Annotated in this window: 11 protein-coding genes; all 11 read left to right on the top strand. The window is 37.7% G+C overall.

Annotated elements, in window-relative coordinates:
• Positions 1–10 precede the first annotated feature (10 nt).
• The 11 genes from cysT (at position 11) to QUE18_RS07825 (ending at position 15286) form a co-directional block, all read left to right on the top strand.
• Positions 11–883: a sulfate ABC transporter permease subunit CysT gene (cysT, locus tag QUE18_RS07875; RefSeq protein WP_009203129.1), complete on the top strand. Its 873-nt coding sequence runs from the start codon at positions 11–13 to the stop codon at positions 881–883.
• A 10-nt stretch (positions 884–893) separates the two neighbouring features.
• On the top strand, positions 894–1766 hold the full coding sequence (locus tag QUE18_RS07870; RefSeq protein ID WP_040344027.1) for a sulfate ABC transporter permease: 873 nt from the start codon (positions 894–896) through the stop codon (positions 1764–1766).
• A gap of 1 nt (position 1767) precedes the next feature.
• On the top strand, positions 1768–2829 hold the full coding sequence (locus QUE18_RS07865) for a sulfate/molybdate ABC transporter ATP-binding protein (RefSeq protein WP_009203127.1): 1062 nt from the start codon (positions 1768–1770) through the stop codon (positions 2827–2829).
• A gap of 24 nt (positions 2830–2853) precedes the next feature.
• Positions 2854–4548 (top strand): adenylyl-sulfate reductase subunit alpha, encoded by a 1695-nt coding sequence (locus tag QUE18_RS07860; RefSeq protein WP_009203126.1) that lies wholly within the window; start codon positions 2854–2856, stop codon positions 4546–4548.
• Complete coding sequence (locus QUE18_RS07855) at positions 4532–4846, top strand: 4Fe-4S dicluster domain-containing protein (RefSeq protein WP_008391349.1); 315 nt, start codon at positions 4532–4534, stop codon at positions 4844–4846. Before QUE18_RS07860 ends, QUE18_RS07855 begins: the two co-directional genes overlap by 17 nt.
• 16 nt (positions 4847–4862) lie before the next feature.
• Positions 4863–5762, top strand: a complete 900-nt coding sequence (gene cysD, locus QUE18_RS07850; RefSeq protein WP_009203125.1) for a sulfate adenylyltransferase subunit CysD — start codon at positions 4863–4865, stop codon at positions 5760–5762.
• A 1-nt stretch (position 5763) separates the two neighbouring features.
• A complete protein-coding gene (locus QUE18_RS07845; RefSeq protein WP_080786935.1) occupies positions 5764–7458 on the top strand; it encodes a sulfate adenylyltransferase subunit 1 in 1695 nt (564 codons plus the stop codon).
• An 886-nt stretch (positions 7459–8344) separates the two neighbouring features.
• Entirely contained in the window at positions 8345–10429 is a 2085-nt protein-coding gene (locus QUE18_RS07840) for a BglG family transcription antiterminator (RefSeq protein WP_009203655.1), read from the top strand.
• Positions 10430–10451: 22 nt separating this feature from the next.
• Positions 10452–12326: a PTS mannitol transporter subunit IICBA gene (locus QUE18_RS07835; protein WP_009203656.1), complete on the top strand. Its 1875-nt coding sequence runs from the start codon at positions 10452–10454 to the stop codon at positions 12324–12326.
• Between the two features lie 108 nt (positions 12327–12434).
• Entirely contained in the window at positions 12435–13574 is a 1140-nt protein-coding gene (locus QUE18_RS07830) for a mannitol-1-phosphate 5-dehydrogenase (protein WP_009203657.1), read from the top strand.
• 200 nt (positions 13575–13774) lie between these two features.
• Entirely contained in the window at positions 13775–15286 is a 1512-nt protein-coding gene (locus tag QUE18_RS07825) for an IS1182-like element ISClsp3 family transposase (protein WP_416799413.1), read from the top strand.
• The last annotated feature ends 101 nt before the right edge of the window (positions 15287–15387 follow it).

Below are 15387 nucleotides of genomic sequence, written 5' to 3'. Positions count from 1 at the left end.
AAAGGCAGGAATGAAGATGAGTAATACAAATAACGAAAATAGGACATTAAAAAAAGCGAAAAAAGCAAGGGTCATTCCAGGGTTCGGATTAACGATGGGAGTTACAGTAACGATGTTATCATTGATCGTACTGATTCCATTAGCATCCGTATTTGCATACGCACTAAAATTATCGCCGAATGAATTCTTTACATTAATATCGAAAGAAACAGTAAGAAATGCATTTATCACAAGTATCGGAAGTTCGTTTATTGCAGCATTGATCAATGTTGTGTTTGGGCTGATCATCGCATGGGTACTTGTAAAATATGAATTTCCGGGGAAACGATTAATGGATGGGATGATCGAACTTCCTTTTGCACTGCCAACCGCAGTTGCTGGTATTACATTATCAAAAATGTATGCAGAAAATGGAATGATCGGACGATACTTTGCACACTTTGGGATTAAGATTTCTTATACAAGGATCGGACTTTTGATCGCACTTGTGTTTATTGGGATTCCATTCATCGTAAGAGCGGTTCAGCCAGTGCTTGAGAAAATGGATGACCAGTATGAAGAAGCAGCGTATATGTTAGGTGCAACACCGACAAGAACATTCTTTAAAGTCATTTTACCAGAATTAAGACCTGCATTATTAACAGGATTTGGACTGGCATTTGCAAGGGGAATCGGGGAATACGGAAGTGTGATCTATATCTCAGGAAACAGTGCCAAGGAACATACACAGATGATCTCTTATGTGATCATGCAGAAATTAAACTATATCGACTATAAAAGTGCAACAGCTATTGCTCTTGTCATGCTGATCATTTCCTTTGTGATGTTATTTGTGATCAATATCATACAGGTAAGACAGGCAAGAAGAGTCAATGCACAGTAAGGAGAAGATCATGAATGAACAGCAGAAGTTTGAAAAAAGAAAACAGCGAACGAAGATCATCCTGATCACGATCAGTGTTTTATTTATGATCGTTATGTTGGTCTTACCGTTATTTTCCGTTATTACAAATTCATTAAGTGAGGGATTTAAATTTTATGTAAGTTTCATATCAACGGAGTATGTAAGAAGCGCTTTATTTGTAACGATTCTGGCAACGCTTGTTGCGGTAACGATCAATACATTTTTCGGGATCATGGCAGCATTTTTATTGACTAAATTCAGTTTCAAAGGAAAACAGGTTTTAGCAACTTTGATCGATATTCCATTTTCCATTTCACCAGTTATCGTAGGCCTTGCATTCTTGATGACATTTGGAAGACTTGGATGGACGTATCCAGCGATCCGAGCGATCAACACCTTCTTTGGAACGAATATCCGGATCGCATTTGCGATTCCAGGAGTCATTTTAGCAACCATTTTCGTGACCTTCCCATTTGTGTCAAGGGAGATCATACCGATCTTAAACTCACAGGGAAAAGACGAAGAAGAGGCAGCAGCATTGATGGGAGCCAGTGGATTTACGATCTTTCGAAAGATCACACTTCCTCAGATGAAATGGGGATTGATCTATGGAATCATCTTATGTAGTGCCAGGGCATTAGGAGAATTTGGTGCAGTTAATGCACTTTCCAAAACAAGAGGTGAGACATTTACCTTACCATTGGAGATCGATGCCTTATATATGTCAGGAACAACATCATCGATCACAGCAGCCTTTGCAGTATCATCGGTTTTAGTATTGATTGCGGTCGTTGTACTGATCTTAAGAAATATTGCATGGTACCGCTCACAGGACAAACAACAGGGAAAGGACGGAAGATAAAATGTATGTCGAAATGAGAAATATCTATAAACAATACGGAAACTTCCGGGCATCAGATAATGTAAGTTTTGGAATTGAAAAAGGGAAACTTGCAGCGTTGCTTGGGCCAAGTGGAAGTGGAAAGACAACCCTGCTTCGAATGATCGCAGGATTGGAAAATCCAAATGCAGGAGATATCTTTATTGATGGAAAGAGAGTCAATGATATTCCGGCAGCAAAACGAGGAATTGGATTTGTATTTCAAAGTTATGCACTATTCCGATATATGACAGTCTTTGATAATATCGCATTTGGACTAGAGATTGCAAAAATGCCGAAGAAACAGATCAAAGAACGAGTTTTTGAATTACTGGAATTAACGGGGTTATCAGGACTTGAAAATAGATATCCGAACCAGTTATCTGGCGGGCAGAGACAGAGAGTTGCATTTGCAAGAGCATTGGCTCCAAATCCACAGGTATTACTTCTTGATGAACCATTTGCAGCGATCGATGCAAAAGTAAGATCAGAGCTTCGACTCTGGCTAAAAGAAATGGTATCAAAGCTTGGTATCACAAGCATTTTCGTTACACATGATCAGGATGAAGCCGTAGAGGTTGCTGATGAGATCTTGATTACAAATCATGGAAAGATTGAGCAGATGGGAAGCCCATTAGAGATTTATAAATCACCAAAGACGCCATTTGTAGCCCAGTTTGTTGGAAGATCATCCATCGTAGAAAATTATGAATCCCTAAAAGGATTTGAAAAAATAGAACGTGCACAGAAAGCGATCGTCAGACCAGAATTCCTTGAGTTAGCAAAAAAAGGGGAATTAAAACGATATATGAGTGCATCAGAAAAAGGAATTGTAGAAGATGTGATCTTTAGTGGAAGTCGACTGGATGTAGTTGTAAATATCAATGGAATCAAAGTGACAGCTGAGAGATCTTTGGAAAAGGATCCGGTAAGCGTTGGAGAAGAAGTTGATATCATTATTTACCGTTTGTATGTATTTGATGAAAAGGAAACTTATTTATTAGAGAATAAAGAAATGCAGGAAGGCGATGTCTTCTATATTTAAGAAACATACCAGAAAGGACCGATTATGGAAATTACAAAACAACAGATCATACATACCGATGTCCTGATCATCGGAGGCGGAACAGCTGGATGTTATGCGGCACTTACGATCAGGGAAAAAAGTGATGCAAAGATCGTCATCGCCGAGAAAGCTAATATCAAACGAAGCGGGTGCTTAGCAGCTGGAGTTAATGCGATCAATGCTTATATCGTAAAGGGAAGAAAACCACAGGATTATGTTGATTATGCGAGGAAAGATGCAGATGAGATCGTACGAGGTGACCTGCTTCTTACAATGTCAGAACATTTAAATGAAGTGACAAGCAAGATGGAACAGTTAGGATTGGTTATTTTAAAGGATGAAAATGGTGACTATGTTGCCAGAGGAAATCGAAATATTAAGATTAATGGAGAAAATATCAAGCCAATCCTTGCAGATGCAGTAAATCAGCTAGATAACGTAGAGGTGATCAATCATTTGAATATCACCGATTATATCGTGGAAGATAACACGATCAAAGGAGCCTTCGGTTTCCATATGGAAAATGGAACAGCTTATGAGATCCGTGCCAAGAAAGTACTTTGTGCAACTGGAGGGGCAGCAGGGCTTTATAAGCCAAATAATCCTGGATTTTCAAGACATAAGATGTGGTATCCACCATTTAACACTGGTGCCGGATACGCAATGGGAATTGATGCTGGAGCTGAGATGACAACCTTTGAGATGCGTTTTATCGCATTAAGGTGTAAAGATACGATCGCACCAACGGGAACGATCGCACAGGGAGTCGGGGCAAAGCAGGTAAACGCTAAAGGAGAGATTTACGAAGATAAATACGGAATCACAACTTCTCAGCGTGTCTATGGAACAACACAGGAAAATCTGGAAGGAAGAGGCCCTTGTTACCTAAGAACCGAAGGAATTGAGAAGGAAAAAGATACAGACCTTAAGAAAGCATATTTAAATATGGCACCAAGCCAGACCTTAAAATGGATCGAGCAAGGCAAAGATCCAAGTGAACAAAATGTAGAGATCGAGGGAACGGAACCATATATCGTGGGTGGACATACTGCCAGTGGTTACTGGGTAAACACAAATCGAGAGACAACGATCCATGGGCTGTACGCAGCCGGAGATGTCGCAGGGGGATGCCCACAGAAATATGTGACAGGAGCTTTGGTAGAAGGTGAGCTCGCAGCACTGGATATCGTAGAGAAATTAAAAGATCAGACGTTTGATATAACAGATAACAAAGAAGAACAGTTATTAGACGAGAAAGTCAAAGAATACAACAATATTTTATCAGACAAAGACAGTATTTTTACGATCGAGCAGATGGAAGAAGCGATGCAGAAAGTCATGGATGCTTATGCAGGCGGAATTTCAAGTCATTATCAGTTTAATGAAAACTGCTTAAATCTCGCAAAAGAAAAGATTAATAATCTGATCACATTATCTGGACAGTTAAGTGCTCAGGATTACCATGAATTAATGTTTTATTATGAACTAAAAGAACGATTAACGATCTGTCTGACTCTGATCGAACATTTAAAAGCAAGAAAAGAGACAAGATGGCACAGTTTTGCAGAAAATCTTGATCATCCACAAAAGAGTGATGATTGGAAAAAATACGTCAATACAAAGAAAGTGGAAGGAAAGATCAAAGTCATCTTACGAGAACTAGTAAAGGAGGATGAGCACTATGAGCATCAGAATTAACAAAAATAAATGTGTTGGATGCAAACGATGCTTAGACGTCTGTCCTGGAAGTTTGATAAAGACCGATGCAACTGGCAAAGCATACATCAAATATCCAAAAGACTGCTGGGGATGTACATCCTGCTTAAAAGAATGTAAAACAGGAGCCATCGCATTTTTCCTAGGAGCCGATATCGGTGGAATGGGAAGTGAAATGACAGTTAACGAAAGCAAAGATACGATTCTCTGGAAGATCAAAAAATATACCGGGGAAGAACAAACCATAGAGATCAACAAGAAAGATTCAAACAAATATTAGATTGGAGGACATCAAAATGAGCGAATTATCACATCTTGACCAGTTGGAGGCGGAAGCAATCTACATCATCCGAGAAGTTGCAGCTTCTTGTGAAAAACCAGTTATGCTATATTCTATCGGAAAAGACAGCTCAGTTATGTTACATTTAGCATTAAAAGCATTCTATCCGGAGAAACCACCATTTCCATTTTTACATGTTAATACAACATGGAAATTTAAAGAAATGATCAAATTCCGTGATGAAACATCAAAGAAATACGGATTAGAAATGATAGAATACATCAATGAAGATGGTGTAAAACAGGGGGTTAATCCATTTGATAGTGGAGCCGCTTACACAGATATCATGAAAACACAGGCCCTAAAGCAGGCGTTAAATAAATATGGATTTACCGCTGCATTTGGAGGTGGACGTCGTGATGAAGAAAAATCTCGTGCAAAAGAAAGAATCTTCTCTTTTAGAAATGAAAATCAGGCATGGGATCCAAAGAACCAGAGACCAGAAATGTGGAAATTATATAACTCTAAGATCAAAAAAGGAGAAAGCATTCGTGTATTCCCAATCTCTAACTGGACAGAGACAGATATCTGGAAATATATCAAACGCGAAAAAATCGATATCGTTCCATTATATTTTGCAAAAGAACGCCCAGTGATCGAGAGAGATGGAAATATCATCATGGTCGATGATGACAGATTAAAATTAAGACCAGGTGAGAAGATCGAATACAAGAGTGTGAGATTTAGAACCCTTGGATGTTATCCATTAACTGGAGGAGTGGAATCAAAAGCCTCAACACTTGATGAGATCATTGACGAGACATTAAGTGCGGTTTCTTCAGAAAGAACAACCAGAGTTATTGATAATGAAGCAGCAGGAAGCATGGAAAGAAGAAAGAGAGAGGGGTATTTCTAAGATGATAGGATTATTAAAATTTATTACTTGCGGTAGTGTAGATGATGGAAAATCTACACTGATCGGACATATTTTATATGATTCAAAGTTATTATATACAGACCAGGAAGAAGCATTAGAGTTAGACAGTAAAGTTGGAAGCCGTGGTGGAAAGATCGACTATTCTTTATTACTTGACGGATTAATGGCAGAAAGAGAACAGGGAATTACGATCGACGTTGCCTACCGTTATTTTACAACAGAAAAAAGAAGTTTTATCGTAGCAGATACACCAGGACATGAAGAATATACAAGAAACATGGCTGTAGGAGCATCCTTTGCAGATTTAGCAGTCATCTTAATCGATGCATCCCAAGGAGTATTAGTACAGACAAGACGCCACGCAAGAATCTGCGCCTTAATGGGAATCAGACACTTCGTATTTGCAGTCAATAAAATGGACCTTGTAAAATATGATCAGGAAACATTCCGAAAGATCGAGGAACAGATCAAAGAATTACAAGAAGAATTATCACTTGCAAATGTAAAGATCATTCCAGTATCTGCAACAGAAGGAGATAACGTTACAACAAAATCAGATAACATTCCATGGTATACAGGAGAACCATTACTAGAATACCTAGAGACGGTGGATGTACGAGAGAAATCTGAAGAAGAAGGATTCTACATGCCAGTTCAGAGAGTATGCCGTCCAAACCACACATTCCGTGGATTCCAGGGACAGATCGAATCCGGACAGATTTCTGTCGGAGATGAGATCGTGACATTACCAAGCAAAGAACATGCAAAGGTTAAGAGTTTATTAATTGGTGATAAAGATGCACAGACAGCTGAAAAAGGTCGTCCAGTAACGATTCAGTTAGACCGTGAAGTTGATGTATCCAGAGGATGCGTACTGGCCAATAAAACAGAACTTCCAGTCAGCAAATCATTTACAGCGACAGTTCTTTGGATGGATGACGGAGAATTGTTACCAGGAAAAGAATATTTCGTAAAGATCGGAACAAAAGAAATTCCAGGAATCGTAACAAATATTCAGTACAAGATCGATGTCAACACAGGAGAATACATTCCAGCAAACAACTTAAGAAAGAATGAGATCGCAGTATGTGATGTTATCTTGCAGGAAGAAATTGTCTTAGACGAATTTGATGATCATAAAGCCTTAGGAGAGCTGATATTGATCGACCGTATCACAAACATGACATCTGCATGCGGAGTGATCAAAAATTCCGAAGTTGACGAAGAAACAGACCTAAAATGCGTCTTTGCACATGGAAAATTAAAAGCCAATGGAGACATCTTTGAAGAATTCTACTACAACATGGAAAGTATGACAGTCACAAAGATCAAACCATCTGGAAAATCCTACACGATCGGAGATGAAATTCCAGTAGAAGGAGAAAGCTATCAGTATCCAGACTACTTTGATGTCATCGTATTCAGAGACAAAGTAGCTGTACAGATCAGAGACAGAAAAGTATCAGCAATTCTTCCAATCGAAGAATACGAATACAAAGGCCTGCCACTGATCAATGGACGAGGATTTAAGATTCTGGTTGATTCCAAAGAAAAAGCAGACAAACTGTTTGCAGAATTAAAAGAACAAGGATATAAACCAGGAAGCGAATTCTTTAACCGTTGGTTACAGTTTGAAGCATATCGTAAGATTGTGTTTAGGGATAGTATTTACTAATTAAATTGTAATTGTATAACGGAAATGTATCGAGTATTCATAAAAACATAAAAAAGATAGAGGTACGAAAAACGGATTCCATTGACGGATTTTTTGCAAAACGCTGATTCGCCAACACTCCTGCACAACTCACTGCGTTCAAACAGTGCCCGTGTTGGCTGCGATTTTGCAAAAAATCCTATGGAATTCTATCATTTCGTACCTCTATCTTTTTTATGTTTTTATGAATACCTGAAGACATTCTCGTATAAAGTTAAGAATTTTCAAACGGAAGGGTGTGTATGTTAGACGTTATTGGTTTTCAATTTTTGTAGTGGTAGACAGATATTTATTATATTCCAAAACACTTCAACAAATTGGTGTTTATAAATTTCATTGACCTTCTGTCAACGAATCCAAAACTTATCAGCCAATACCATTTAACATACACAATGTGTAGTGATTTGAATAGCGTTTCGTTGTATGAGTCAGAAAGAAGATAAGAAGAACTATTTATAAGAAAAAAGGATGACAACATGAGCACTTTTTGAATGCGTTTTTTACAAATTCGCAGCGCCCTGTGGTCGATTGTTTGAACGTAGCTGCGGGCATTTTGGCTCGCAGCAAGCGAGTTATCGAAGGAACAGGCGCGGATCAGCGATTTGTAAAAAACGCTTTCAAAAATGCGGAGTGTCATCCTTTTTTCTTATAAATAGTTCTTCTTATCTTCTTTCTGACTCATACATGCAACACTATTACAATCAAAACTTGTCATGAAATAATACTGACAAACTATAAATACTGACAACAAAATGTCACTATTGAATGTCGTCAAAACCATCATATCAATCGCTTGTCCAAACCACCCATTGTATATATAATAATACGTGAAAGGGGATGATACAGAGTGTCTAAGAAATCCGGATTAACAAAAAGACAGAAACTTATCATTGAGATGTTAGCAGCTTTTAATGCTGACGATCCAATTACAATACAGGCAATATCAGAAAAACTGAAATTAAGTTCAAGAACCGTATTAAGAGAAATGCCTCGCATCAACGAATGGTTTGAGGAGAATGACTTTAAACTAGTCAAGAAACCAAGAATCGGGATGTATGTGGATGAAGATACAGAAACAAGAAACTATATTAAAGAACTCGTAGATATGGATGAGAACAAGCCAGTATACAGTAAAGCAGATCGCCAGATGATCATATTACTTGAACTGTTAACGATCAACGAACCACTCAAATATTTTTACTTTACATCCCTTTTTCATATTTCGGATGCAACATTAAGCAACGACCTGGAAGAGGTTGAAACATGGCTTGATCACTATAATCTGACTCTTTACCGAAGACCGGGAATGGGAATTTACTGGGAAGGAAAAGAGGAAGATTACCGTCAGGCAGTGACAATGGTATTGAGACAAAAGTTAAGAGGACATTCCTTAAAAGTATTGTTTGATGAAGAGAAAAAACTCAAAGAACGAATGTTTCCGAATCTTACGCAAGAAGTGTTAGATGATACAAGAGATATCATTAAAAATATGCAGGGAGTGTTAGATATAGAATATACTGACCATTCCATTAGGCATTTAAGCTTGTATTTATTGATCACACAAAACAGGGTAAGAATGGGACATGAGATCAAAGAAGAGAAAGACGTCAGATCGATCACTCATTTACCAGAATATCAGATTGCAAAATGGCTGGGAGGCAAGTTAAGCAACTTTGAAGGACATCAGCTCTCACAAGGAGAAGTATATAACATAGCAATGCAGCTTTTGGCAGCGAAGATCTGGAAAAACAAAAGTGAGAATAAGATTGATGAAGAAAGTTTTAAAGTCAGGCAGTTGGTCATGCGGATCATTGCTGAGATGGAAATACTTTTAGAAATGGAATTTTTTGAGAATGCAGTGTTGATCGATGGATTATGTAATCATATGAAACCAGCGATCAATCGAATGAAACAAGGTGTATTTACGGAAAATCAATACATTGATTTTTTAGAAGAAAAATATTCCAAAGTTTATGTGGCAACGATCAAAGCGTGTGAGTTCTTAAAAGAAGAATTACATATAAAAAAACTCCCGGAAGGGGAGATGGGGTTTATCGCATTATACTTCTGTGTAGCGGTTGAACAGCAAAAAGATAAAGAAGAAAAGTTATCTGTTTATGTTGCCTGCCCACATGGAGTTGGGACATCCCATATGCTAGCCGTTCATCTGAAAAAAGAATTTCCGCAGCTGATGGTACAAAAGATCATCTCGACAGCAGAGATCAAAGAAGAGGAGCTGATCGAAGAAGGAATTGATTTTATCGTTTCCACAGCAAAATTAAATCTGACATTTCCAAATGTCTATGTGAACTCTATTTTAACAGAGACAGATAAGAAAATGATCAATGCCATGATCAAAAATATCGACAAGAAGAAAAGAAAAAATCCCATAAAGACTGTAAAACCAGTCAAAAGGATTGGAAGAGAAGACATCGAGTATATGACACTTCTTGGAGAAGAGATCTTACAGGTATTAGATAACATTAAAATATCAACAGGTGAAAACATTAAGAATAAGAAACAATTGATCGAATATGCAGGAGAATTATTTGCACGAAATGAAACGACAGCAACAGAGATTACTTTTGCATTAAACAAACGCGAGAATATCGCAAGCACATTTATTCCGAGTATGAATGCATTATTTTTACATTGTGAAACAAAAGGCATCAGACATTGCAGATTTGGTTTTGTCTATTTAAATGATGAGATCATTGAAGATGGGAAGCCAATCAAGGGTGCGATCTTGATGCTTGTTCCACAGGGAGATGGAAGTAAGGTTTATCGCGAAGTTATGAGTGAAATAAGCGGAGCATTAGCCGAGAAAGACCAGATCATCACTTACTTATTTGACAAAAACAGAAATGCAGTTGAGGCAGAACTTGAAACAAGCCTTGGTAACTATTACGAAAATAAAATGAAGAGAAGATAAAAACAAAAGGAGGATATTGTAAATGAAAAATGGATTACAAAAATTCGGTAAATTTTTAAGTGCAATGGTAATGCCTAATATCGGAGCATTCATTGCATGGGGATTCATTACAGCATTATTTATCGCAGATGGATGGATTCCAAATGCGAAGTTAGCATCAATTCAGCCATACATGTTAACATTCTTATTACCAATGCTGATCGCCTACACAGGTGGTAAACAGGTCGGTGGAGATCGTGGAGGAGTCATGGGTGCGATCGCAGTCATGGGTTGTATCGCCGGAGTTGGTGGATTTGATGGACAGCCAATGTTAATGGGAGCCATGGTAATGGGACCATTTGCAGGATGGGTCATCAAGAAATTTGATAAAGCAATGGACGGACATATGCCAGCCGGATTTGAGATGTTGATCAATAACTTCTCTGTTGGTATTTTAGGAATGATCGTAGCGATCATTGGATACTTTATCATCGGACCATTTATGTCAGCCGTATTAGCAGTGTTAACAGCAGGAGTTAACGTACTTGTAAAAGTAAAATTAATACCTTTAGCAGCAATCTTTATCGAACCTGCCAAAGTATTATTCTTAAATAACGCGATCAACCATGGTATCTTTACACCAATTGGTATTGAACAGGCAAAAGAAGCTGGTAAATCTATCATGTATATGTTAGAGGCAAACCCAGGACCAGGACTTGGAGTATTATTAGCATATGCAGTATTCTCTAAAGACAAAGTAACAAAATCATCTGCACCAGGTGCGATCATCATTCATTTCTTCGGTGGTATTCATGAGATTTACTTCCCATATATCCTGATGAACCCAATCGTGATCATCGCTCCGATCGTTGGTAACATTTGTGCGATCACATTCTTCACATTTACAAAATGCGGACTTATTGGACCATCTTCACCAGGATCAATCATCGCTTATTTATCAATGTCACCAAAGAGCCAGATTCCATTAACGATCTTAGGTGTACTGATCGCAACTGTAGTATCATTCTTGATCGCATCACCTATCATTCGTATGTCAGATGGTAAGAGTCTTGAAGATGCACAGGACGATATGGCAGCAAAGAAAGCAGAATCTAAAGGAATCACAGTTGACCCAGGAGAGAAGAAAGACGCAGATAAAGTTAAGAAGATCGTATTTGCATGTGACGCAGGAATGGGATCATCTGCAATGGGAGCTACAAAATTCAGAAATCGTGTGAAAGCACAGCGCCCAGATCTTACAGTGATCAATACATCAGTAGATAACATCCCAGCGGATTGTGATATCGCAGTTGTTCAGGCAGTCTTAGCAGACAGAGCCAGAAAATCTGCACCACAGGCACAGTTAGTTATCATCAATAACTTCTTACAGGATCCAAACTTAGATGGATTATATGAGCAGATGACAGCAAAAGTTGATGCATCAGCACAGACAGCTGCAGCTGTTGAAGAAGTTGAGACACCAGTAGCTACAGGAAATACAAAGATTCTTGTAGAAGAAGGAATCAAAACAGGATTAAAACCAGTCGACAAATTCGAAGCGATCAAAGCAGCAGGAAAACTGTTAAATGAACTTGGATATGTTGAAGAAGGTTATATTGACGCTATGGTAAAACGTGAAGAAACAGTTACAACATACATGGGATTAGGTGTAGCAATTCCTCACGGAACAGGAGATGCCAAGAAGAAAGTACAGAAAACTGGTATCGTAATGCTTCAGTATCCAGAAGGTGTAGACTTTGATGGAGAAAAAGCTCAGTTAGTCTTCGGTATTGCTGGAATCGGTGATGAACATCTTGGATTATTAGCTAAGATCTCTGAAATCATCGAAGATCCTGAAAGATTAGAACAGTTAAAAACAACAAAAAACGTTGACGAAATCATGGAAATGTTTAAATAAGATTTAAACAAAAAAAGGTCAATTTAATAAGCGGGAAATTCTTCTCGCTTATTAAATACCTAAGATATATACTTATAAATTTATATTTTAATTTTAGGAGTGAAGAAAATGAAGAAAGCAATTCAGTTTGGAGCAGGAAATATTGGACGTGGATTTATCGGTGGACTGTTAAGCAAAGCAGGATATCATGTAGTATTCGCAGACGTAAATCAGAAAATCATTGATAAGATCAACGAAGATAAGAAATATACAATTTTTGTAAAAGACGTAGAAAGCAGCGAGATCGTGATCACAGATATCAGCGGAGTAAATTCAACAAAACCTGAACTGATCGATGAAGTAAAAGAGGCTGAGATTATCACAACAGCCGTTGGAGTAAGAATTCTTCCGATCATCGCTCCATCTATCGCAGAAGGAATCAAAGCAAGAAAAGAAAATGGTTCTGAAGAATACTTAAACATCATTGCTTGCGAAAATGCAGTCAAAGCAAGTTCTCAGTTAAAAGAAGCTGTTTATGGAAACTTAAATGACGAAGAAAAAGCATATGCAGACAAATATGTAGGATTCCCAGACTGCTCTGTAGACAGAATCGTGCCTCCAGTACGTTTAGATAATCCAATCGACGTCGTTGTAGAAAACTACTATGAATGGAATGTCGAAGAAGCATCCTTTAAGGGAGCTGTTCCACAGATCGAAGGAATGAATCTTGCAGATAACTTAATGGCATATATTGAAAGAAAATTATTTACATTAAACACAGGACACTGCATCACAGCATATCTTGGAAACTACAAAGGATTCAAAACGATCGATGAAAGTATTGCTGATGAAGAAATCTTTAAAACTGTTAAAAAAGCAATGCAGCAGAGTGGTATGGCATTAGTCAACAAATATGGATTTGACAAAGATGCTCACTTTAAATACATCGACAAGATCTTAAATCGTTTCAAAAACCCATACCTTGTAGATGATACAGCTCGTGTAGGTAGAGAACCATTAAGAAAATTAAGTGCAACAGATCGTTTAACAAAACCAACGATGACAGCATTAGAATATGGTCTTCCAGTGGATGCATTATTAGCAGGAATGGCAGCAGCATTAAAATATGATAATGCTGAAGATCCACAGAGCGTAGAATTACAGGATAAGATCAAAGCAAACGGAGTAAAAGCAGCATTAAAAGAAGTATCTGGAATCACAGATGAAAAGATTTTAGATGATGTCGTAGCAATCTACGAAGCAATGTAGTCGAAACAATATCAATAAAAAATCAACCAAAAATCAAATCAACAACCTTTTTTCTTAACTCATATAATCATATGAAAAGAGGCGGCCGAAAATATTTCGGTCGCCTCAGACTGTAGACAAAGTCCCGGTATTTGCCGGGACTTTTACTATGAGCACTGTTTTTCTGGTATAATAGAATTATCAGAAAGGCGGTGTTTTTTATGATGACGAAAAATGCAGACAAGAAACGAGAACAGATGATGATGTTCTCAATGGATTCCATGGTTCCGCAGGATCATATGCTAAGATTGATTGATAAAGCAATCAACTGGAACTTTATTTACGATCTTGTAGAAGATAAATATTGTCAAAACAATGGTCGTCCAAGTATGGATCCTGTTATGCTCATTAAAATTCCATTTATTCAATATCTTTATGGAATCAAAAGTATGCGTCAGACGATCCGAGAGATTGAAGTAAATGTTGCCTACCGTTGGTTTCTTGGTCTGGATATGCTGGATCCTGTACCGCATTTTTCAACGTTTGGAAAGAACTATTCCCGCCGATTTAAAGACACGGATCTTTTTGAACAGATATTTTCAAAGATTCTGGAAGAATGTATGAAGTATAAGTTGATCAATACGGACGAGATCTTTGTTGATGCAACTCATGTAAAAGCATGTGCCAACAGTAAAAAAATGCGAAAAAGAGTTGCTCATGAACAGGCACTCTGGTATGAAGATGAATTACAAAAAGAGATCAATGAAGACCGACAGGCACATGGGAAAAAAACTCTAAAAGATAAAAATAAGAAGAATCCGCCAACACCTCCCACATTTGGAAATGATCAACATAATGAGCTTGAACAGATACCAGACGATATAAAAACCAAAAAGAGCAGTATTACAGATCCAGAAAGCGGATGGTTTCGCAAAGGAGAACATAAACATGTTTTTGCATATGCAGTAGAAACGGCATGTGATGAACACGGATGGGTCCTTGGATATAGTGTTCATCCTGGAAATGAACATGACAGCCGAACATTTCAAACAATCTATGAAAAGGTGAAAAGTTTTGAACCAGAAATGATCGTGGCAGATGCAGGATACAAGACACCAGCGATTGCCAGACAACTTCTGAAAGATAGGATTGAACCATTGTTTCCATATAAACGTCCTATGACAAAAGAGGGATTTTTTAAGAAATATGAATATGTTTATGATGAATACTATGATTGTTACATCTGTCCAGAAAATCAGATTCTAAGATACAGTACAACAAACAGGGATGGATACAGAGAATATAAAAGCTGTGGATATCAATGTGAAAAATGTCCACAGATATCCAAATGTACAGAAAGCAAGAATCATGTAAAAGTGATAACACGTCATGTTTGGGAAAAATATATAGAAAAAGCAGAAGATATCCGACATGTAAGAGGGAATAAAGCAATCTATCAGAAACGAAAGGAAACGATAGAAAGAATCTTTGGAACAGCAAAAGAACACCATGGATTTCGATATACACAATACATAGGAAAAGCACGGATGGAAATGAAAGCCGGGCTTACTTTTGCATGTATGAATCTAAAAAAACTGGCAAGATTTCTTGGTAAGAACGGATTGCTAAATGGACAAAAGCGAAGATTTCTAAGAAATTTTTGGATACAATTTAACTTTAAAGGAAAAAATGGTGCTGGGATGATCCCAGCACCTAGTTTGTCTACAGTCTGAGGCGGCCGAAAATATTTCGGTCGCCTCTTTTGGCACTTACATCATTTTATAACAGGATATAAAGAAAACCAATAAGTCTTTTATAGAAAATCTGTTGACAA

The organism is Anaerostipes hadrus ATCC 29173 = JCM 17467 (assembly GCF_030296915.1).
Taxonomy (GTDB): domain Bacteria; phylum Bacillota; class Clostridia; order Lachnospirales; family Lachnospiraceae; genus Anaerostipes; species Anaerostipes hadrus.
This window is presented reverse-complemented; position numbering and strand designations above follow the sequence as displayed.

Excerpts from the sequence above, each read along its gene's own strand:
- QUE18_RS07845 (WP_080786935.1), top strand. The coding sequence starts at position 5,764 with ATGATAGGATTATTAAAATTTATTACTTGCGGTAGTGTAGATGATGGA.
- QUE18_RS07825 (WP_416799413.1), top strand. The coding sequence starts at position 13,775 with ATGATGACGAAAAATGCAGACAAGAAACGAGAACAGATGATGATGTTC.
- QUE18_RS07830 (WP_009203657.1), top strand. The coding sequence starts at position 12,435 with ATGAAGAAAGCAATTCAGTTTGGAGCAGGAAATATTGGACGTGGATTT.
- QUE18_RS07835 (WP_009203656.1), top strand. The coding sequence starts at position 10,452 with ATGAAAAATGGATTACAAAAATTCGGTAAATTTTTAAGTGCAATGGTA.
- QUE18_RS07870 (WP_040344027.1), top strand. The coding sequence starts at position 894 with ATGAATGAACAGCAGAAGTTTGAAAAAAGAAAACAGCGAACGAAGATC.
- QUE18_RS07865 (WP_009203127.1), top strand. The coding sequence starts at position 1,768 with ATGTATGTCGAAATGAGAAATATCTATAAACAATACGGAAACTTCCGG.
- QUE18_RS07855 (WP_008391349.1), top strand. The coding sequence starts at position 4,532 with ATGAGCATCAGAATTAACAAAAATAAATGTGTTGGATGCAAACGATGC.
- QUE18_RS07860 (WP_009203126.1), top strand. The coding sequence starts at position 2,854 with ATGGAAATTACAAAACAACAGATCATACATACCGATGTCCTGATCATC.
- cysT (WP_009203129.1), top strand. The coding sequence starts at position 11 with ATGAAGATGAGTAATACAAATAACGAAAATAGGACATTAAAAAAAGCG.
- cysD (WP_009203125.1), top strand. The coding sequence starts at position 4,863 with ATGAGCGAATTATCACATCTTGACCAGTTGGAGGCGGAAGCAATCTAC.